17 protein-coding genes are annotated in these 17,859 nt (G+C 70.1%); 8 read left to right on the forward strand and 9 right to left on the reverse strand.

Translation table 11 applies throughout. The features are described from left to right. Positions 1-9: 9 nt before the first annotated feature. Positions 10-1,146, reverse strand: a complete 1,137-nt coding sequence (locus ACYU7G_RS11145; RefSeq protein WP_461107792.1) for a uroporphyrinogen-III synthase — start codon at positions 1,144-1,146, stop codon at positions 10-12. A gap of 243 nt (positions 1,147-1,389) precedes the next feature. On the opposite strand from ACYU7G_RS11145, the gene ACYU7G_RS11150 reads away from it, so the two are divergent. After that, positions 1,390-1,608, forward strand: coding sequence for a dodecin (locus ACYU7G_RS11150; RefSeq protein WP_461107794.1), 219 nt, complete (start codon positions 1,390-1,392; stop codon positions 1,606-1,608). Between the two features lie 25 nt (positions 1,609-1,633). Further along, positions 1,634-5,245, forward strand: coding sequence for a hydantoinase B/oxoprolinase family protein (locus ACYU7G_RS11155; protein ID WP_461107796.1), 3,612 nt, complete (start codon positions 1,634-1,636; stop codon positions 5,243-5,245). Here the strand turns inward: ACYU7G_RS11155 and ACYU7G_RS11160 are convergent. The 4 genes from ACYU7G_RS11160 to ybaK all read right to left on the reverse strand — a co-directional run bounded on the left by ACYU7G_RS11160 (position 5,221) and on the right by ybaK (position 8,517). Next, positions 5,221-6,198 carry an endonuclease/exonuclease/phosphatase family protein gene (locus ACYU7G_RS11160; protein ID WP_461107798.1) on the reverse strand — a complete coding sequence of 326 codons (978 nt, stop codon included), beginning with the start codon at positions 6,196-6,198 and terminating at the stop codon, positions 5,221-5,223. The genes ACYU7G_RS11155 and ACYU7G_RS11160 overlap by 25 nt on opposite strands. 74 nt (positions 6,199-6,272) lie before the next feature. After that, the gene (locus tag ACYU7G_RS11165; protein ID WP_461107800.1) at positions 6,273-7,130 is read right to left on the reverse strand and encodes a hypothetical protein; all 858 of its coding nucleotides are present in this window, start codon (positions 7,128-7,130) and stop codon (positions 6,273-6,275) included. Positions 7,131-7,160: 30 nt separating this feature from the next. Next, entirely contained in the window at positions 7,161-8,000 is an 840-nt protein-coding gene (locus tag ACYU7G_RS11170) for a CPBP family glutamic-type intramembrane protease (protein WP_461107802.1), read from the reverse strand. Positions 8,001-8,019: 19 nt separating this feature from the next. Beyond that, positions 8,020-8,517, reverse strand: a complete 498-nt coding sequence (gene ybaK, locus ACYU7G_RS11175; protein WP_461107804.1) for a Cys-tRNA(Pro) deacylase — start codon at positions 8,515-8,517, stop codon at positions 8,020-8,022. Between the two features lie 158 nt (positions 8,518-8,675). On the opposite strand from ybaK, the gene ACYU7G_RS11180 reads away from it, so the two are divergent. The 4 genes from ACYU7G_RS11180 to ACYU7G_RS11195 are packed head-to-tail and all read left to right on the forward strand — an operon-like array spanning position 8,676 to position 13,502. Then, positions 8,676-9,977 carry an exo-beta-N-acetylmuramidase NamZ family protein gene (locus ACYU7G_RS11180; RefSeq protein ID WP_461107806.1) on the forward strand — a complete coding sequence of 434 codons (1,302 nt, stop codon included), beginning with the start codon at positions 8,676-8,678 and terminating at the stop codon, positions 9,975-9,977. Beyond that, positions 9,977-11,761, forward strand: coding sequence for a serine hydrolase domain-containing protein (locus ACYU7G_RS11185; RefSeq protein WP_461107808.1), 1,785 nt, complete (start codon positions 9,977-9,979; stop codon positions 11,759-11,761). Before ACYU7G_RS11180 ends, ACYU7G_RS11185 begins: the two co-directional genes overlap by 1 nt. Positions 11,762-11,815: 54 nt before the next feature. Then, a complete protein-coding gene (locus ACYU7G_RS11190; RefSeq protein ID WP_461107810.1) occupies positions 11,816-12,688 on the forward strand; it encodes a hypothetical protein in 873 nt (290 codons plus the stop codon). A gap of 25 nt (positions 12,689-12,713) precedes the next feature. Further along, positions 12,714-13,502, forward strand: coding sequence for a maleylpyruvate isomerase family mycothiol-dependent enzyme (locus ACYU7G_RS11195; protein ID WP_461107812.1), 789 nt, complete (start codon positions 12,714-12,716; stop codon positions 13,500-13,502). A gap of 6 nt (positions 13,503-13,508) precedes the next feature. On the opposite strand, the gene ACYU7G_RS11200 is transcribed toward ACYU7G_RS11195, so the two are convergent. From ACYU7G_RS11200 to ACYU7G_RS11210, 3 genes are all read right to left on the reverse strand, one after another. Further along, positions 13,509-14,036 carry a hypothetical protein gene (locus ACYU7G_RS11200; protein WP_461107814.1) on the reverse strand — a complete coding sequence of 176 codons (528 nt, stop codon included), beginning with the start codon at positions 14,034-14,036 and terminating at the stop codon, positions 13,509-13,511. An 86-nt stretch (positions 14,037-14,122) separates the two neighbouring features. Further along, positions 14,123-14,701: a maltokinase N-terminal cap-like domain-containing protein gene (locus ACYU7G_RS11205; RefSeq protein WP_461107816.1), complete on the reverse strand. Its 579-nt coding sequence runs from the start codon at positions 14,699-14,701 to the stop codon at positions 14,123-14,125. 38 nt (positions 14,702-14,739) lie between these two features. Further along, positions 14,740-15,027, reverse strand: coding sequence for a hypothetical protein (locus ACYU7G_RS11210; protein ID WP_461107818.1), 288 nt, complete (start codon positions 15,025-15,027; stop codon positions 14,740-14,742). A gap of 197 nt (positions 15,028-15,224) precedes the next feature. Here ACYU7G_RS11210 and ACYU7G_RS11215 point away from each other — a divergent pair, with 197 nt between their 5' ends. Then, positions 15,225-15,932: a nucleotidyltransferase domain-containing protein gene (locus ACYU7G_RS11215; protein WP_461107820.1), complete on the forward strand. Its 708-nt coding sequence runs from the start codon at positions 15,225-15,227 to the stop codon at positions 15,930-15,932. Between the two features lie 65 nt (positions 15,933-15,997). On the opposite strand, the gene ACYU7G_RS11220 is transcribed toward ACYU7G_RS11215, so the two are convergent. Then, on the reverse strand, positions 15,998-16,273 hold the full coding sequence (locus tag ACYU7G_RS11220; protein WP_461107822.1) for a hypothetical protein: 276 nt from the start codon (positions 16,271-16,273) through the stop codon (positions 15,998-16,000). 359 nt (positions 16,274-16,632) lie between these two features. Here ACYU7G_RS11220 and purD point away from each other — a divergent pair, with 359 nt between their 5' ends. Beyond that, positions 16,633-17,859: a phosphoribosylamine--glycine ligase gene (purD, locus tag ACYU7G_RS11225; protein WP_461107824.1), complete on the forward strand. Its 1,227-nt coding sequence runs from the start codon at positions 16,633-16,635 to the stop codon at positions 17,857-17,859.

The raw sequence follows: 17,859 nt of genomic DNA on the forward strand, positions 1-17,859 counted from the left end.
GGCCGCCGCTCACGAGTTGAGGCGGTAGCCCCGCTTGATGACGGTGGTGATCAGGTCGGGCTTCGGCAGCATCCGCCGCAACCGGCTCAGGGCCATGTCCAGGGCGTGCCGCGTCGCCACCGAGGGCAGCGCGGCGCAGAGTTCATCGCGCGAGACCACCGAGCCGTCGGCCTCCATCAGGCAGCGCACGATCTCTGCCTGCGTGGGGGAGAGCTCGCACTGCTCCCCGGCGACGTCGAGGGTGCGGCCCCGCAGCAAGCAGGGGCCGTGGATGGTGTCGCGGGTGAGCGTGCCCAGGGACGTGAGGTGTTCCACCAGTTGGAGGATCATCGCTCCCATCCGGTGCCGTTCCGGGACCAGCACCCGGGCCACCCCGGCGTCCTCCAGCGGGCCGGCGGTGACTGGGCCGACGGTGGCCACGGCGACACGTTCGTTCAGCGAGCGCACCAGCGCGGTCTCCCGGTTGCGACGGTGTGCTGCCGCGATCAGGGCAGCCGCGGCGGGGGCGCTGGTGAAGGTGACGGCGTCGAAGTGGGCGGCGCACAGACCGTCGACCAGCTTGTCCACCGCCGGGTCCGTGGCGGACTCCAGCCAGCGGTACGGCTCCACCTTCAGCACGTGCGCGGCGCCCAGCCGCCGCAGCGCGGCGGGGAGCCCGAGGTCGTGGTCTGCCTGCAACTGCACCGCCACGGTGGCCCCTCGGAGCCTGCCGTTGAGCTGGGGGACCAGGGAGGCCACGGTGCCGTCGTCGGAGATGCCGGCTGCCCGGAAGCCGTGGGCTCGGATCGCGCCGTGGGCCTTCGCGCCGCGGACGTACAGGGCCGCGGCCTCGACGGCCTCGCTCAGTTCGGTGCCCAGACCGGCCGCCTCCGCGGAATCGAACCAGCGTCGGAACCCGTAGGCGGTGGAGACCAGCAGGACCTCCGGCCGCGCGGCGATCACGCGCCGGGTCTGCTCCAGGAGGACGGCCTCGTCGTCGAGGGGCGCCAGCCGAAGGAGCGGCACGTGGGTGACGTCGGCGCCGCGCCTGGTGAGGGCCTCGATGAGCTCGTCGGATCGTCGGTCGCTGGTGACCGCCACCCTGAAGCCCACGAGTGGGCGCTGGCCGGCTTGCTCCAGTCCGGGAGCCGTGGTGCAGCTTTCCATGCGCTGCTCGCCTCTTTCCTCTCGTGCTGGAGCATCCCCGGCTCCGCGGTCGTTCGTCCGAGGCTATTGGCCTGATGTCCACACGGGGTTGCGGGATCGTGACGGTCGAGTAACGGAATTCTCACTCCGGGTGCTGACTGCCTGCCCAGGAGTCTCTCATGCCTCTGGGCCCCCAGCGCCGGCAAGAGGCCTACTGTGGTCAGAGGCGGTTTTCCCGCAACCAACTGGACGAAGGAGTTCGAGATGGGCGACAACACCTACAAGGTCACCGAGATCGTCGGCACCTCCGGCGACGGCCTGCAGCAGGCCATCGACGGGGCGATCGCACGCGCCGCGAAGACGTTGAAGAACTTGGACTGGTTCGAGGTGACCGAGGTCCGAGGACACATCGAGGACGGCCGGGTGGCGCACTACCAAGTGGGCCTCAAGGTCGGGTTCCGGCTGGAGGACGCGGCCGGCTGATCCCCGCCCGGTAGCCTCTGAGGCCATGGCTTCGAAGTGGCAGTTCTGGATCGACCGTGGCGGCACGTTCACCGACGTCGTGGCCCTGCGCCCCGACGGGGAGCTCGTCTCCCACAAGGTGCTGTCCGAGGACACTGCCACTCCGCCGCGCTACCGGGACGCGGCCGTGGCGGGCATCCGGGAACTGCTGGGCGTGGGCCCGCAGGAACCGGTGCCCGTGGAGCAGATCGACGTGGTCCGCATGGGCACCACCGTCGCCACCAACGCCCTGCTGGAGCGCAAGGGGGAGCCGACGGCGCTGGTGATCACGCGCGGTTTCGCCGACGCGCTGCGCATCGGCTACCAGAACCGCCCGCGCATCTTCGATCGCCACATCGTGCTGCCCGAGATGCTCTACGAGCGCGTCATCGAGGTGGACGAGCGCATCACCGCCGACGGGACGGTGCTCACCCCACCCGACCTCGACGCCCTGGCCGGGCCGCTGCGCGAGGCCATCGCCGATGGCATCGGTGCCGTGGCCGTGGTCTGCCTGCACAGCCACCTCCACCCGGCACACGAGCAGCAGGTCGGCGCGCTCGCGCGCCGGCTCGGGTTCGAACAGGTGTCCCTCTCCAGCGAGGTCAGCCCGCTGCTGAAGGTGGTCCCGCGTGGCGACACCACAGTCGTCGACGCCTACCTCTCCCCGATCCTGCGCCGCTACGTGAAGCAGGTCTCCGAGGAGCTGCCCGGCGTGGACCTGCTGTTCATGCAGTCCCACGGCGGCCTGACCGAGGCCCGGCACTTCCGTGGCAAGGACGCCATCCTCTCCGGCCCCGCGGGCGGCATCGTCGGCATGGTGCGGATGTCGGAGGCCGTCGGCCTGGACCGGGTGATCGGGTTCGACATGGGCGGCACCTCCACCGACGTCTCCCACTACGCCGGGTCCTACGAGCGGGTCCTCGACACCGAGGTTGCAGGCGTCCGCATGCGGGCACCGATGCTGGACATCCACACCGTCGCCGCCGGCGGTGGCTCGATCCTGCACTTCGACGGCGCCCGCTACCGCGTCGGCCCCGACTCCGCGGGCGCGATGCCCGGACCCGCGTCCTACCGGCACGGCGGACCGCTGACCGTGACCGACGCCAACGTCATGCTCGGCCGGATCCAGCCCGCGCACTTCCCGGCCGTGTTCGGCCCGGACGGGGACCAGCGCCTGGACCTCGACGTCGTCCGCGCCCGGTTCACGGAGTTGGCCGCCGAGATCACCCGCGCCACCGGGGACGACCGCACGCCCGAGGAGGTGGCGGCCGGGTTCCTGCGGATTGCCGTGGCGAACATGGCCGGCGCGGTGAAGAAGATCTCCGTGGCCAAGGGGCACGACGTCACCGGCTACGCCCTGACCACGTTCGGCGGTGCCGGCGGACAGCACGCCTGCGCCGTCGCCGATGCCCTCGGCATGCGGACCGTGCTGGTGCCGCCGCTGGCCGGGGTGCTCTCCGCGCTCGGTATGGGCCTGGCCGACGTGACGGCGATGCGTGAGCAGGCGGTGGGGGAGCGATTGGGCGAGGAGGTGCTGCCGCGGCTCGAGGCAGTCGCCGAACAGCTCGAGGAGGCCGCCCGCTCGGAACTGGAGGGTGCTCCCGGGGACCGCACCGTGGTGCAGCGGCGCGCCCACCTGCGCTACGACGGGACGGACACGCCACTGCAGGTGGAACTCTCAGGAGAGGCGGGGATGGTGGCCGAGTTCGAGACCGCGCACCGCCGGCTCTACTCCTTCCTGCTGGAGCGCCCCCTCGTGGTGGAGGCGGTCTCCGTGGAGGTGGAGGCACGCTCCGGCGCCGTCGCCCCCGGTGCCCCTGGCGATGCCGGCCGGGCGGAGTCCCAGCCGTCGCCGCCCGAGGGCGAGGTGGAGATGTTCGTCGACGACGGTTGGCGGCGGGTGCCGCTGCACCGTCGCGAGGACCTGCCCGTCGGGGAGCGGGTGGCGGGCCCCGCCCTGGTGGTGGAGGCCAATGCCACAACCGTGGTGGAGGACGGCTGGCGGGCGGAGGTGGGCGCATCGGGTGAGTTGCTCCTGGAGCGGGTCCGGACCGGTGCCGCCGAGGCCGGGGTGGGTCTGGAGGCCGATCCCGTGATGCTGGAGATCTTCAACAACCTGTTCATGTCCGTGGCCGAGCAGATGGGCACCCGCCTGGAGCAGACGTCGCAGTCGGTCAACATCAAGGAACGGCTCGACTTCTCCTGCGCCCTGTTCGACGCCGGCGGCAACCTGATCGCCAACGCACCTCACATCCCCGTGCACCTCGGCTCGATGGGCACCAGCGTCCGGGAGGTGATCATGCGCGCGGGACGGATCCGGCCCGGGGACACCTACGCCGTCAACGACCCCTATCACGGCGGCACCCACCTGCCCGACATCACCGTCATCAGTCCCGTGTTCGACGAGGCCGGCGACGAGGTGCTGTTCTGGGTGGCCTCCCGCGGCCACCACGCCGAGATCGGTGGCATCACCCCCGGGTCCATGCCCGCGCGCTCCCGCACCGTCGACGAGGAGGGCATCCTGTTCGACGCCTGGCTGCTCGTTGCTGAGGGCAGGTTCAGGGAGGCCGAGACCAGGGCACTGCTGACGGCGGGCCCGCACCCGTCGCGCAACCCCGACGGCAACCTCGCCGACCTGCGCGCCCAGGTGGCCGCCAACGCCCGCGGCGCCGAGGAGGTGGCCACCATGATCGAGCACTTCGGACTCGACGTGGTGCGCGCCTACATGGCCCACGTGCAGGACAACGCCGAGGAGGCGGTGCGACGGGTGGTGGCCGGGCTCGAGGACGGCGAGTACGCCTACGAGACCGACTCCGGCGCCACCATCCACGTGCGCGTGGCGGTGGACCGCCGGGCCCGCTCCGCGACGCTGGACTTCACCGGCACCTCACCGCAACTGGCCACCAATCTGAACGCGCCCGCCGCCGTGACCACCGCGGCCGTGCTGTACGTGTTCCGCACCCTCGTCGACGACGAGATCCCGCTCAACGACGGCTGCCTGCGCCCCCTGGAGATCATCCTCCCGGAGCGCTCGATGCTCTCACCCGAGCACCCGGCAGCAGTGGTGGGCGGCAACGTGGAGACCTCCCAAGCCGTCACCGGTGCCCTGTACGCGGCGCTCGGGGTGCAGGCCGAGGGCGCCGGGACCATGAACAACGTGTCCTTCGGAAACGACCACCACCAGTACTACGAGACCCTGTCCTCGGGCTCCGGCGCGGGCGACGGGTTCGACGGCACGTCGGTGGTCCAGACCCACATGACCAACTCGCGGCTCACGGACCCGGAGGTGCTCGAGACCCGCTACCCACTGCTGCTGGAGTCCTACGAGATCCGCCACGGCAGTGGGGGAGTCGGCCGGTGGCGGGGCGGCGACGGGGGTGTGCGACGGTTGCGCTTCCTGGAGCCGATGACCGTCAGCATTCTGTCCGGGCACCGGCGCGTCCCGCCCTACGGCATGGCGGGCGGATCCCCGGGTGCGCTGGGTGGAAACCGCGTGGAGCGCGCCGACGGGACGGTCACGCCGATGGCCGGCAACGACGTCGTGTCCGTGGGCCCCGGCGACGTGCTGGTGGTGGAGACCCCCGGAGGTGGTGGTTACGGGTCTTCGGGGTCCAGGTAGGCCTGGGCCACCAGGCCCAGGTGGTCCGTGCCGGAGATTTCGAAGTGGAGGGGGCGGGAGCCCGAGACCCTGTCCGAGAACAGGAAATGGTCGATGCGCGCGAACGCCGGCACGGCTCCTCCCGCCGGCCATGTCGGGCGCCACGTGTCCAGACCGGTGGCGCCGTCCATCGCGTTCCTGATGGGTCCCTTGGTCAGGACCTGCATGGTGTGGTGATCATCGATGGCGTTGAAGTCGCCCACCAGCACCAGCCGCTCGGCGGCGAACTCCATCGCCAGCGCGCTGACCGCGTAACCGTCCTCCGTCCAGACCTCGGCCCCGAGGTGGGGCGGGGTGGAGTGGATGACACCGACGTGCCAGGTGGTGCCTGCCACCTCGGTGGTGGCGACGAAGTTGTCGAAGGTCGTGTCCGCCGTGGCGACGATCTCCACCGGGGTGCGCGAGAGCAGCATCGTGCCGCCGGCGTCCTCGCGCTCGGTGCCCACCCGGTGCGGGAACTCGTCGAGGATTCCCACTGCGTCCAGCCGCCCGCCGAAGTCCGGCGTGTACTCCTGGATGGCCACCAGGTCCACGAACGGACCCAACCTGTCCCGCAGTTCACCCACGTCCGCCCGGCCGTACTGGACGTTCAGGGAGACCACCGTCAGGTCCGGTGGGACCTGCTCGGTGGCGACGATGACCTCCTGCTCCGGCAGCACCGGCAGGCCCCACACCACGAAGGCGGCCACGGCCAACGGGACGGCGAGTAGCTTCCACCAGCGGTGCAGCACCAAGACCAGACCGACGATGGCCACACAGCACGGCAGCCACAGCATGGGGATGAACGTGGCCGCCGCGATCAGGAACGACGAGGCGGTCTGCCACTGCGTCACCAGCGAGAGGCTGAGCAGCACGGCAGCCGCCAACGCGCCGGCGACCAGTAGCAGCCAGCCGAGCCCACGCATCAGTTTCATGCGCTCACCGTATTGACGCGGAGGAGCACCCCACATCCCACCCGGGACGCCGAACCGAGGACCCGGGTCTGATTTCACCGCTCCAGGTTCCATGACACCAGCGCCTCCCGCGCAAGCGGGGCCGCGACTGGGCCCACGTTGCCCAGGACGCTGACCAGGGGCAGGTCCCGCAGGTCTCCCTCGTAGATGCGGTCCCGGCCCACCCGCCAGCCGACCAGGCTGAGCACGTCGGCCAGGTCCTGCAGGAGCGGGAGCCGGCCCATGGTGCCGGTCTCCAACAGGACCAGCAGTGCCGCGTCGCGCCCGAACCCGGAGTCCTGCGGCACCAGCGCCGAGGACAGGTACAGGTACTGGTCCCAGGGGTCGGCCCGGACGTCGGCCCCCACCACGGTGGGCAGCACCCGTCGCCCCTTCGTCTCCAGCAGCCCGACACCCTCCAGCGCAACCCGGAACCGCCGCACCTCGGGGGTGTGCACCTCCCGGTTGCCCACCTGCCCGTGCGGGGTCCGGTGCCGCGGCACCACGTCGCACGCCTCGACTACGGTGGCGGGGGTCAGGTGGCCCGCGGACGTGAGCCGCAGCCCGCCGCTGGCGGCCCGGTCCAGGAACCACCCCACGGGCGTGAGCCCGCTGGTGAGGTGGTGCTCGCACAGCCGCGGGAAGTCGTCGTCGAGCAGCCTGGCCACCTGCCGTTTGATGACGGCCCCGGTGGGGGTGTCGGCCAGCGCCTGCGCCATCCCGCTCAGCCGCGCGAGGATGGGGGCGTCGCTGCCCGGGGCGGACCACGAGCCGGTGTGGCAGCCCACCTCGAAGCCCGGGGGATCGGTGCCGCCGGCGCGTGCGAACGACTCCCTCAGGTCCGCCAGGCCGGGGGAGGACATGAGCGTGTCGAAGCGGTGGTGGAGGTCCGTGCTGCTGGGTTGGTCTGCCATGCAACGACGCTACGACGAGGCTCTGACAGTTCAGTAGAAGAAGATGGCGAACAGGTGCGGGTTGTGGGCGTGGACGATGGCCATGAACACGATGGCGTCGAACAACAGGTGCACCACCAGCACGTACAGCAGGGAGCCGGTGCGGGCGAACAGGAAACCCTGGACCAGCGCGAACGGGAAGGTCAGCAACGGGCCCCACTCGCGGTAGCCCAGCTCCCACAGGAACGAGACGAAGATGGTGGCCTGCAGCAGGTTGGCCAGCCACACCGGGAAGTGGCGGCGCAGCAGCGCGAAGCAGGTGCAGATGAAGAACAACTCGTCCCAGGTGCCGACGAAGTTCACCCCGACGAAGAACCGGACCAGTTCGCTGGTGTCGGTGATGTGGGGCCAGTTGAGGTAGGCGCCGGAGCGGATGAAGTAGAACGGCAGGATCGCCCAGCCCAGGAACGGCACGGCGACGATGTAGGTGATCTCCACCTTGGACCACTTGTGCCCACCGATCCACGGGAAGCCGATGGCGCGCCGTCGGTAGAGCAACCTGTCCACCAGCAGCGGCACGCTCACGGCCAGCACCAGGACGGTGCCGATGGTGAAGAACCGGTCCCAGCTGACGTCTGCCTCCACCGATGTGGCGCTCACGATTGCCACGCCGATCCCGATGAGCAGCAGGTCCTTGCGCAGTTCGCGGTCCACCAGGTGGGCCGCGACGAGGCTGAGCACCAGCAGCGCGTGCCCCCAGCCGGCGAGTTGGAGGCCGAACAGCAGCACCGCTGACAGGCTCACCCCCAGCGCGGGCAGCAGTTCGCCCACCCGCCAACCCTGTTCCGGGCGCGGCTCCGTGGTGGGAGTCAGGTCCGATGACGAGGCCATGGTCCAAGCATCCCAGACCTCAGCCGACGACGCGGGCGATGGCCGCGCTGCTGCCACGGGTGGCGGCCAGCAGGTCTCCGGGCGCCAGCTCGATGTCCAGGCCGCGCTTGCCGCCGCTGACGAGGACGGTCGGGTGCGCGTCCGCGGAGGCGTCCAGCACCGTCGGCAGGGCCTTCTTCTGCCCGATGGGGCTGATGCCCCCGACGACGTAACCAGTGCTGCGTTCGGCCGCGGCCGGGTCCGCCATGACCGCCCGCTTGGCGCCGAGCGCTGCCGCGATCGCCTTCAGGTCCAGCTGCGCGTCCACCGGCACGATCCCCACGGCCAGGCCGCCGTCGGCCTCAACCAGCAGGGTCTTGAACACCCTCGCCGGCTCCACCCCGAGCGCCTCGGCGGCCTCGAGGCCGTACGACGCGGCCGCCGGGTCGTGCTCGTAGGTGCGCACCTCGAACCGGATGCCTGCGCGCTGCAGCGCAACCGTGGCGGGTGTGCCGCCGCTCGTTTTCTTCTTCGCCACAACCGGCAGCCTAGTGACCCCGGGTCTGTTACGTTGTCGAGGTCGCCGACGTGGGCGACGCTCGGGGGACGAAACTCGATGAGGCGGTTCGTCAGATGAGCAACACAACACAACTTCTCCGACGTTCCTGCCCGTCGCAAACGGAAAGGGACGGTTGAATGACTGTCAGCAGACGAGGGATGTTTCGTGGCGCCGGAATCGGCGCAGCAGCAGTGGCCGGCACGGCGCTCACCGCAGGTGTGGCGCAGGCGCACGGCGAGAAGGGCGACAAGGGCCGCGGCCGTGGCCGTGGCCTGAGGACCGGCGCCGACGTCGCAGCCGCGGATCGGTGGCGCATCTTCTCCGGGCGCAAGGTGGGCGTGATCACCAACCCCACCGGGGTGCTGGAGGACTTCACCTCCATCGTCGACGACATGGTGGCCCGCGGCGTCGACGTCGGCGCGGTCTTCGGTCCCGAGCACGGCTTCCGTGGCACCGCGCAGGCCGGTGAGAGCGAGGAGACCTTCGTCGACCCGCGCACCGGGGTCACCGTCTACGACGCCTACGGCGCGAACGTGGACAAGTTCGCGGGCTTCTTCACCGAGTCCGGGGTGGACACCGTCGTGTTCGACATCCGCGACGTCGGCGCCCGCTTCTACACCTACATCTGGACCATGTGGACCGCCATGCAGGCGGCCTCGCAGGTGGGGATCGCGTTCGTCGTGCTGGACCGCCCCAATCCCTTGGGCGGGCAGGCCCGCGGCCCGGTCCTCAAGGAGGGCTTCACCTCGGGAGTGGGGCTGCTGGAGATCGCCCAGCAGCACGGCATGACCGTCGGGGAGCTCGCCCGCTACTTCAACGGCACCTTCATGGAACGTGCCGGGCAGGCGAAGCTGGCGGACCTGGACGTGGTGGAGGTGCGGGGCTGGCGTCGCGAGATGGTGGGCCCGGACCAGGCGGACCGCTGGATCCCGCCGTCGCCGAACATGCCCACCCCACAGACCGCCACGCTCTATCCCGGGACCGGGCTGGTGGAGGCCACCGACTGGTCCGAGGGCCGCGGCACCACCCGCCCGTTCGAGCTGATCGGCGCCCCCTACATCGATCACCAGTGGGCGGCGGCGCTGAACCAGCTCGGCCTCAAGGGGGTCGAGTTCCGCGAGGCCTACTTCGTGCCCACCTTCTCCAAGAACCAGGGCGTGGTCTGCGGCGGCGTCCAGGTCCACCTCATGGACGAGGAGAAGGTGGAGGCCATCGAGTTGGCCACGCACATGCTGGTCACCGCCCGGGACCTGTACCCGGAGTTCTCGTGGCGCGGCGACGGCGGCCGGTGGATCGACCTGCTGACCGGCTCGGACCGGTTCCGCACCCAGCTCGAGGCCGGTGAGTCCGCCGAGGCCATCATCGCCGCGTGGCAACCCGAGTTGCGGCAGTTCGTGAAGGACACGCGCAAGTACCTCCTGTACTCGGGTCGGCGCTGATGACCGGCGCGCTGAGGAAGTTCTTCGGCGCGTCGGCGGTGGGGGTGACGACGGTGGGGATGCTCGCCGTCGGCGCCCTCGCGCCCGCGCACGCCGACGGGCGGCACGGCGGTGGCCACGGGCAGACCGGCCGCTTCGACGTCGTCCATGATGGCTTCATGAGCCCACGCACCACCCTCTCCGACGCGGACCCGGCGCAGCTCGGCCTGGATCCGGATCCCATCGCGGCGGCCTGGGCGGAGATCGACTCCTACGCCGACCCCACCGACCCTGAGGTCAGGCCGCTGTACGCGTCGAGCGTCGGGATCATGGGCCATGCCGGCAAGGTGGTCAGCAGACACCACGACGGCTACTCGCTGCTGTACTCCGACGGCGCCGGCACCCAGCTGCCGCCGGGGGAGCGGATCGAAGCGACGCCGGAGACCATCTACGACATGGCCTCGGTGAGCAAGCTGTTCACCTCCATCGTCGTGATGCAGCTCGTCGAGGACGGGCTGGTGGACCTGGACGCCACCTACGGCAGCTACGTGCCGGAGTTCGCGAACGGCGGCAAGGAGGAGATCACCGTCTCCCAGTTGCTGACCCACACCTCCGGGCTCGTGGCGTGGCTGCCGCTGTGGAGCCAGTACCCGGACGTGGAGTCACGGATCCGCGCGGTCATGGAGGTGGAGGTGAGCAACCCGCCGGGCACGGTCTACGAGTACTCGGACCTGAACCTGATCGCCCTCGGGGTGCTGGCCGAACGCCTCACCGGTGACCCGCTGGACGTCCTCGTCCGCGAGGGCATCACCGAGCCCCTCGGGATGGTGGACACCGGCTACAACCCGGACCCGGCGCTGAAGCAGCGCATCGCCGCCACCGAGTTCCAGGCCACCCCGGACCGGGGGATCGTCTGGGGTGAGGTGCACGACGAGAACGCATGGAGCCTGGGCGGCGTCGCCGGCCACGCGGGCGTGTTCTCGACGGCGCAGGACATGGCCGTCCTCGCCCAGACGTTCCTGAACGGCGGCGCCTACGGCAAGGCCCGGATCCTCAGTGAGAACTCGGTGCGGGCCATGGTCACCAACCTCAACGAGGAGTTCGGCAGCGACGCCCACGGGCTCGGGTTCGAACTGGACCAGATGTGGTACATGGGCGGCCTGTCGAGCCCCGCCACGGCCGGCCACACCGGCTACACCGGCACGTCCTTGGTGATCGACTTCCAGTCCCGCTCGTTCGTGGTGCTGCTCACCAACCGGGTGCACCCGAGCCGCTCGTGGGGTTCCAACAACCCCGCCCGCAGGGCCGCTGCCGCCGGGCTCGCCCGCGCGCTCGCCGTCGCACCGGAGAAGGGACGGAGCGCCTGGTACGGCGGGACCGCGAACGCGTCGGAGGCCACGCTCACCGTCGCCGTCCCGGACGGCCGCAGGGTCAGCGTCGAGTTCAGCGCCTTCGCCGACCTGGAACCCACCGACACCTTCGCGCTGGAGGCCTCCGCCGACGGCGGCGAGACCTGGGAGTTGGTGCCCTTCACCGTGGAACGCGGCAGGGGCAGGCACGCCGTGCGGGTGGAGACCGACGGCACCTGGAACAACCAGGGCAACCGGGACTGGGGCCGAGCCGACGCCCGCGTTCCCGAAGGCTCGCAACTGGTGCGGTGGCGCTACACCACCGACTCCAACACGCAGGGACGCGGCGTCTTCGTCGACGCCGTCAAGGTGCGCGACGGCAGGCGAGTGGTCCTGAACGGCGAGAGCCGGCCGGAGGCGTTCGACGCCGACGGCTTCACCGAGGTGCGCCGCTGACAACGGCCGTCCCCGATCCGGGACACCCGGGAGCTTCCATGCCAGACTCATGCCATGAGCGACGAGGGCGTGGACTCCCGGGCCCGGTTCGAGGAGGCGCCCGAACTCCTGGCCCGCTACGTGCGGGCCGCCGGGCTGCACATGCTCGGCTCCTTCTGCGTGGTGGTGGCGGGCTTCCTGTTCGGGTCCGTGTGGCCCCACGGCTACCTCTCGTGGGAGAGTCTGGCCGCCACGGCTGACCGCTGGGCGGAGACCGCCAGCAGGCTGGCGCTGCCCATGCTCGCCCTCGTCGTGGGCTTGCTGCTTCCGCTCTACCTCGCACCGCTCGGCTCGAAGGACCTGGAGGAGAAGGCCTCCACCGCCGAGGAGGCCCTGACGGCCACCGACCACGAGGTGCTCGCCATCCAGGACGTCCGCGAGAACCTGATCCTCGTGCTTGCCACCGTCGGTTCCGTGGCGTCGTGGTGGATGTTCCCCCCCGGTTTGGAGAACCCGATCTTCGGACTCCTGGTCGTCGTGCTCGCCATGGTGTTCGGGGCGTTGGCCACCATCCGCGAGGCCACCTTCGGCCGCGCCGCCATGCACGTGCTGCGAGCGCACCGGGCCCAGCGCGGCCTCACCCGGTTGCTCGAGCGCAACGGGGTGGACCCCGCCGGGGATCTGACCACCGTGTACGAACAGATCGTCCACGCCCGCCGATGGCAGTGGTTGCTGCTGGCCTTGGTGGCGCTGCTGGTCCCGCTCGAGCTGTGGCTGGTGGGGCGCGGCTTCGGGTTCCCGACGCCCTTCCTGGACGTGGGCGTGGTGAGCGTCGTCGTCGTGCTGGTCCAGGTGCTGCCGCGCCACGGCCGCACGCACCGGTTGCTGCTGGTCGACGATGCGCTGCGCTCCCTGCGCAGGGCGGAGTCTGCAACCGCCCCGCGCTGATCCCATCCGCGGTTAGCGTGGGCGCATGCGCAGCCTCGAGCCAGCCACCTACCTCGAACACATCCGGACCGAGTCCGCCCGGTTCCGGGAGGTCCTCACCGACGCCGACCCGGCCGCCCGCGTCCCCACCTGCCCCGACTGGGACGCCTCGGACCTGCTGTGGCACCTGACTGGCGTCAATCGGTTCTGGGCCAGCGTCATCGAATCCCGACCGGACCGGCCGGAGCAACAGGAGCCCTCGCGCCCGGCGTCGTACGCCGCGATGCTCGAGGCCTTCGACGACGCGTCCCGAACCTTCCAGCGGGCGCTGGCCGCAGCGGACCCCGCGGAAACCGCGTGGACGTGGTCAACGGAGCAGACGGTGGGCTTCACCTACCGGCGGCAGGCCCACGAGGCGCTGGTCCACCGGCTCGACGCCGAACTGACGGTGGGGGAGATCACTGGCGTGGACACCCAACTGGCGGCCGACGGGATCGAGGAGACCCTCGACGTCATGTTCGGACAGGTCCCGTCCTGGGGGACCTTTACCGCCGGCGACGGTGTGCTGCGCATCGACCCCGAAGACGCTGACTGGCCCGTGTGGGTGCAGTTGGGGACCTTCACCGGTACCGACCCCGACGGCCGGACCTTCGACGAGCCCGACATCTCCGTGATCGAGGATCCCGGCGTGGAGCCCGACGCGGTCCTGGCCGGTCCTGCCGTGGTCATCGACGCGTGGCTCTGGCGACGGGCCGACGACGCCGAACTGTTGGTCCACGGGCAGCGGGACGTGTTCGACCGGTTCCGGGTCATAGTCGACCAGCCGCTGAACTGAACGGGCTCAGTTGCCGGTGCTGGGCATCCCGGGGTACTCACTGTTCTCGGTGGGCTCCGACGGTGCAGCGAGGGGAGTGCTGGCGTCGAGCATCGCTTCGGCCAGTGTCACCGCGCCACTTTGCACCGCAGTCGGAACCACGAGCGTGGCTGCCTCGGCGTCCACCTGGTAGTGGATGACCCAGTTGTTCCCCACCGGCACGGCGAACGCGCCGGGCGTGAGTCCGCTGACTTCGGTGAGTGGGCTGGTGCTCGCCTCGACCTCCGTCCGCACCTCGAGCAGGGTGGTGGTCTCGAACCTGAACAGGACCAGACCGGCCCCACTGACGCTGTACTGGCACTCGCGCTCATCCACGAACGTGCTGGTCACCTGGCGGCCAAGGGCTGCTGCCACCGTGTCCTCTGCGGGGCACACGACGCTCATCGCGGCCGCCACTGGCGTCGGCTCGGGCGTTGGATCCGCCACCGCCAGCGCCGTGTACGGGCACGTCAGCAGCGCCGCTCCGACCCCTGCGAAGCGTCTGGAGTTCTTCATCCCCACCCCTTCCCGACCCTCCAACGCTACGTCGTGGCGACGCAGGAGGGAAGTCGGGGCAGTTGTGGCGTGCCGCGTACGGCTGTTCAGCGCAGGACGGCGAGCACCACTTCGCGCTCCTGGTCACCCTCCACAAGGCGTCCGAGAAGTCGTCCCGGAGCATCCTCGTAGCGCTCGTCGGTGATCAGCCCGACCACCTCGAGCTCACCCACCGGATCAGCGCCCTCGGCCACTCCACTGCCCCAGACCTCCATGCCCGCTGCCCTGATGCTGCCGTCGTGTGCGGTCACGGTCTCGACGGCCGTGTCCCGCTCGCGGATCACGCGCTCCAACTCCACCAGGTAGACCGGGTCCGTCATGGCGTCGTAGACGTAGCGGGTGCCCAGGGCACTGTGCTCCAGCACCCCGATCAGGCCCTCGACGTCATCGTCGATCGGGGCGCTCCGGTAGGTCTGCGGGATCTGGAAGACGTGGCCGCCGGCGCTGAAAAGCAGTGTCTCGATCCCCACCTCGCCGTCCGGGTCCACGAACCGGAACGCCGCCACCTGCTCGATCACCGAAGGGTCCCCGCTGAACCACTCCTGCCTGGCGAGCCAGTCGATCACCAGTTCCCGCTTGGTCGGGGTCAGTGTTGAGCCGGTGTGGATCTCTGCGCGGCGGGTCATGGGTCCTCCTACTGCTGGCCTGTGTGCGGGGTCACCAGTCAACCACGTCCCGGTTCCCTCGAACCGTCAGGCGCTGGCGCTGTCGCGCGACGCCCGTGCCAGCCGGTCGACGAGATCATCCGGGATGGGTTTGTTGGCGAGAAGGTGATGCCCGTCTTGCTTGCCTTGAGCCCCAGAGCCGCGATCTCGTCAGCGTGCTCGGTGATCGCTCCTGCAAGGAGGTACAGCCCGCAGTTCTTGCTGAACGCGGCGTAGCTCGCCACCACAGTGCCGCCGATCGCGAACCCCGGCATGTTGTACGCCACCATCTCCTCCGCCTCGCTCATGCCGATGAGCGGCAGAGCCCCATGGACTGACTGGTGCGCACGGCTCTGTCTCCGGTGCTGAGCGCTCCACGCAGGTGCACCATTCGGGTGAGTTGCCACTTTGGCTCCGTCTCCGGTGTCAAGCGCTCCACGCACTCTTCTGCCGCGAGTAGCGCGGTCGCCATTGCCGCCGGCCGGATGATGAAGAATGGGTCGGCATGACGGACTTCACTGCTCGGGCTGCCCGGTTCGTGTTCGAGCACTTCCCCCAAGCCCACGCCGCGTTCCTCGGAGGGAGCGCCATGAGAGCCGACGCCACGGACAGCTCCGATCTCGACATCCTCGTAGTGCTCCCCGATCAGTGGTCGGAGACAGCCTTCGTCGAGACCACTCGATTCGAAGGGCAACTCGTGGAGGTCTTCGCATACGGGTCAAGCGCCCTGCAACTATGGCTCGCGAGGGGACGCAGCGAGCGTCGCCCGGTGCTCGACAAGCTGATGGGTGAGGGTGTTCCCCTGATCGGTGGAATGGCAGCCGAGTCGTTGGGCATGCAGTCCCGGCAGGTGCTCCGTGATGGGCCTGGGGCTACAGATCCTGCTGAGCTGCGCTCCCGGGCGTACAGCCTGTCTGCGGTTCTGGATGACTTGGTGGACGCCACCAACAACGGTGAGCGCTTCGTCCTCACCGCGACAGCATGGAAAGAGGCGGCGGAACTGGCGTTGGTGGTGCGACAGCGGTGGTTGGGAACCGGCAAGTGGCTGCTGAGGGAACTCGCCGCGGGACCAGACGAGTTTGGGCTCGTCGCCTGGGTTGGCGGCGCACATGACCAAGCTGATCTCGTGCAGTGTGTCCGCGCCGTCCTGGAAGCGGCTGGCGGCTACGTGCAGGCGGGGTTCGTACGTGGACATCGGCCGCCAGGTCTCTGACTGCTCAGGCCGCCCACCGCGATCGATGCGGCCATGACCAGTGACCGGAGCAATCGACCAGCGTTCTAGGAACGGTACGACGAGCACTCGGCAAGGAGGCTGTCGAACTCGCCGCTTGCGGCCCGACTGCGCACGTCGTCGCTGAGCTCCGCCGTGGGGATGACGCCAAGCGGGACAACGTCGCCGCCATGATCGGTGTCCAGCCCACAAGCGCTGACCACGGTGAACGCGGAGGCCTGCAGGGAGGTGTAGGTGGGATCCAGCCCGAGCACCGGTGTGGACAAGTCGTAGATCACGTACGCCGCCTCGGGCAAGGACGCCTCGACCTGATGGACCGTCATCCCGGTCAACGGAACCGGGGTGGAAGGACTGGTACATCCTACGAGGGCAAGCGTCGCCAAACACCCCAAGAGAACTTTGGGCGCGCTGGCTCGACGCCTCTGAGGAACGTCACGCACCTTTGCCATGCCCGGATTGTTCCACGGTTGATGATCGTGCAGGCGACTTGCTGACTGGAGCCCCAGGTTGACTGGCGCATTTGGCCCCGTAGACGGAGCCGAATGCGCCAGCCAAGTGCGCCACCCCAATAGCGTGGCGCAGTTTGCTCCGTCTCCGATGCCGACTGCGCCACCCGGCCACAGGCCGCAGCTGGCTGGATCGCAGAGCCAGAGTCTCGGCGCACTTGGATACGCTGTGACCCGTGAAGATCCTCCTCCTCGGAAACGGCGGCCGCGAGCATGCGCTGGGCCGCGCGCTCGCAGCTGATCCGGAAGTCGCAGAGCTCCACGTCGCACCGGGCAACCCGGGACTGGCCTCTCTGGCCACGCTGCACGACATCAACCCGGCCGACCCGGACGCCGTCGTCGCGCTGGCACGCGAACTGGGCGCCGACCTCGTCGTAGTCGGCCCGGAGGCGCCGCTGGTGGCCGGGGTCAGTGACGCGGTGGTCGCCGCGGGCATCGACTGCTTCGGGCCGTCGGCCGAGGCAGCGGTGCTCGAGGGGTCCAAGGCGTTCGCCAAGGAGGTCATGGCCGCGGCAGGAGTGCCGACGGCGGCCTCGCGCCTGTGCGAGACCTCGGAAGCGTCCGCGGCAGCGCTCGACGAGTTCGGCGCCACCTACGTGGTCAAGAACGACGGCCTCGCCGCCGGCAAGGGAGTTGTGGTCACCGACGACCGCGCCGCCGCCCTCGCGCACGCCGAGGCCTGCGGCCGGGTGGTCATCGAGGACTTCCTCGACGGTCCCGAGGTCTCCCTGTTCGCGATCTGCGACGGCGAACGCGGGCTCCCGCTGATGCCCGCGCAGGACTTCAAGCGCGTCGGCGACGGCGACGCCGGGCCGAACACCGGTGGGATGGGCGCCTACGCCCCGCTGCCGTGGGCCCCCGAGGGCCTCGTTGGCGAGATCATGGAGAGCGTCATCAACCCGACGCTGGCCGAAATGAAGCGCCGCGGCACCCCGTTCGTCGGCCTCCTCTACGCCGGCCTCGCGCTGACGTCGAAGGGCCTGCGCGTCGTCGAGTTCAACGTCCGCTTCGGTGATCCGGAGACCCAGGCCGTGCTGGCGCTGCTCGAGACCCCGCTGGGCGGCGTGCTGCGCGCGGCCGCACGCGGAGAGCTGGACAGCGTCGGGGCCCCGAAGTGGTGCGACGGCGCGGCTGTGGTCGTCGTCTCCGCTGCCGAGGGCTACCCGGGCACTCCCCGCAGCGGCTGCGTCATCGAACTGCCCGCCGACGCCGAGGACGCCTGGGTGCTGCAGGCCGGCACCACCCTGGCCGACGACCGCCTCGTCGCCTCAGGTGGCCGGGTGTTGGGCACCGTCGGCAGGGGAGCGGACCTGGAAGAGGCCCGTGAGCGCGCCTACGCCCACTTGGCCAAGGTGGACTTCGCCGACGGCTTCAACCGCACCGACATCGGCGTTCCGCACTGA

Source organism: Tessaracoccus terricola, assembly GCF_054776555.1.

Bases quoted from the DNA above. Each gene is read 5' to 3' on its own strand.
- ACYU7G_RS11145 (WP_461107792.1), bottom strand. From the start codon at position 1,146: ATGGAAAGCTGCACCACGGCTCCCGGACTGGAGCAAGCCGGCCAGCGC.
- ACYU7G_RS11150 (WP_461107794.1), top strand. From the start codon at position 1,390: ATGGGCGACAACACCTACAAGGTCACCGAGATCGTCGGCACCTCCGGC.
- ACYU7G_RS11155 (WP_461107796.1), top strand. From the start codon at position 1,634: ATGGCTTCGAAGTGGCAGTTCTGGATCGACCGTGGCGGCACGTTCACC.
- ACYU7G_RS11160 (WP_461107798.1), bottom strand. From the start codon at position 6,198: ATGAAACTGATGCGTGGGCTCGGCTGGCTGCTACTGGTCGCCGGCGCG.
- ACYU7G_RS11165 (WP_461107800.1), bottom strand. From the start codon at position 7,130: ATGGCAGACCAACCCAGCAGCACGGACCTCCACCACCGCTTCGACACG.
- ACYU7G_RS11170 (WP_461107802.1), bottom strand. From the start codon at position 8,000: ATGGCCTCGTCATCGGACCTGACTCCCACCACGGAGCCGCGCCCGGAA.
- ACYU7G_RS11180 (WP_461107806.1), top strand. From the start codon at position 8,676: ATGACTGTCAGCAGACGAGGGATGTTTCGTGGCGCCGGAATCGGCGCA.
- ACYU7G_RS11185 (WP_461107808.1), top strand. From the start codon at position 9,977: ATGACCGGCGCGCTGAGGAAGTTCTTCGGCGCGTCGGCGGTGGGGGTG.
- ACYU7G_RS11190 (WP_461107810.1), top strand. From the start codon at position 11,816: ATGAGCGACGAGGGCGTGGACTCCCGGGCCCGGTTCGAGGAGGCGCCC.
- ACYU7G_RS11195 (WP_461107812.1), top strand. From the start codon at position 12,714: ATGCGCAGCCTCGAGCCAGCCACCTACCTCGAACACATCCGGACCGAG.
- ACYU7G_RS11200 (WP_461107814.1), bottom strand. From the start codon at position 14,036: ATGAAGAACTCCAGACGCTTCGCAGGGGTCGGAGCGGCGCTGCTGACG.
- ACYU7G_RS11205 (WP_461107816.1), bottom strand. From the start codon at position 14,701: ATGACCCGCCGCGCAGAGATCCACACCGGCTCAACACTGACCCCGACC.
- ACYU7G_RS11210 (WP_461107818.1), bottom strand. From the start codon at position 15,027: ATGAGCGAGGCGGAGGAGATGGTGGCGTACAACATGCCGGGGTTCGCG.
- ACYU7G_RS11215 (WP_461107820.1), top strand. From the start codon at position 15,225: ATGACGGACTTCACTGCTCGGGCTGCCCGGTTCGTGTTCGAGCACTTC.
- ACYU7G_RS11220 (WP_461107822.1), bottom strand. From the start codon at position 16,273: ATGACGGTCCATCAGGTCGAGGCGTCCTTGCCCGAGGCGGCGTACGTG.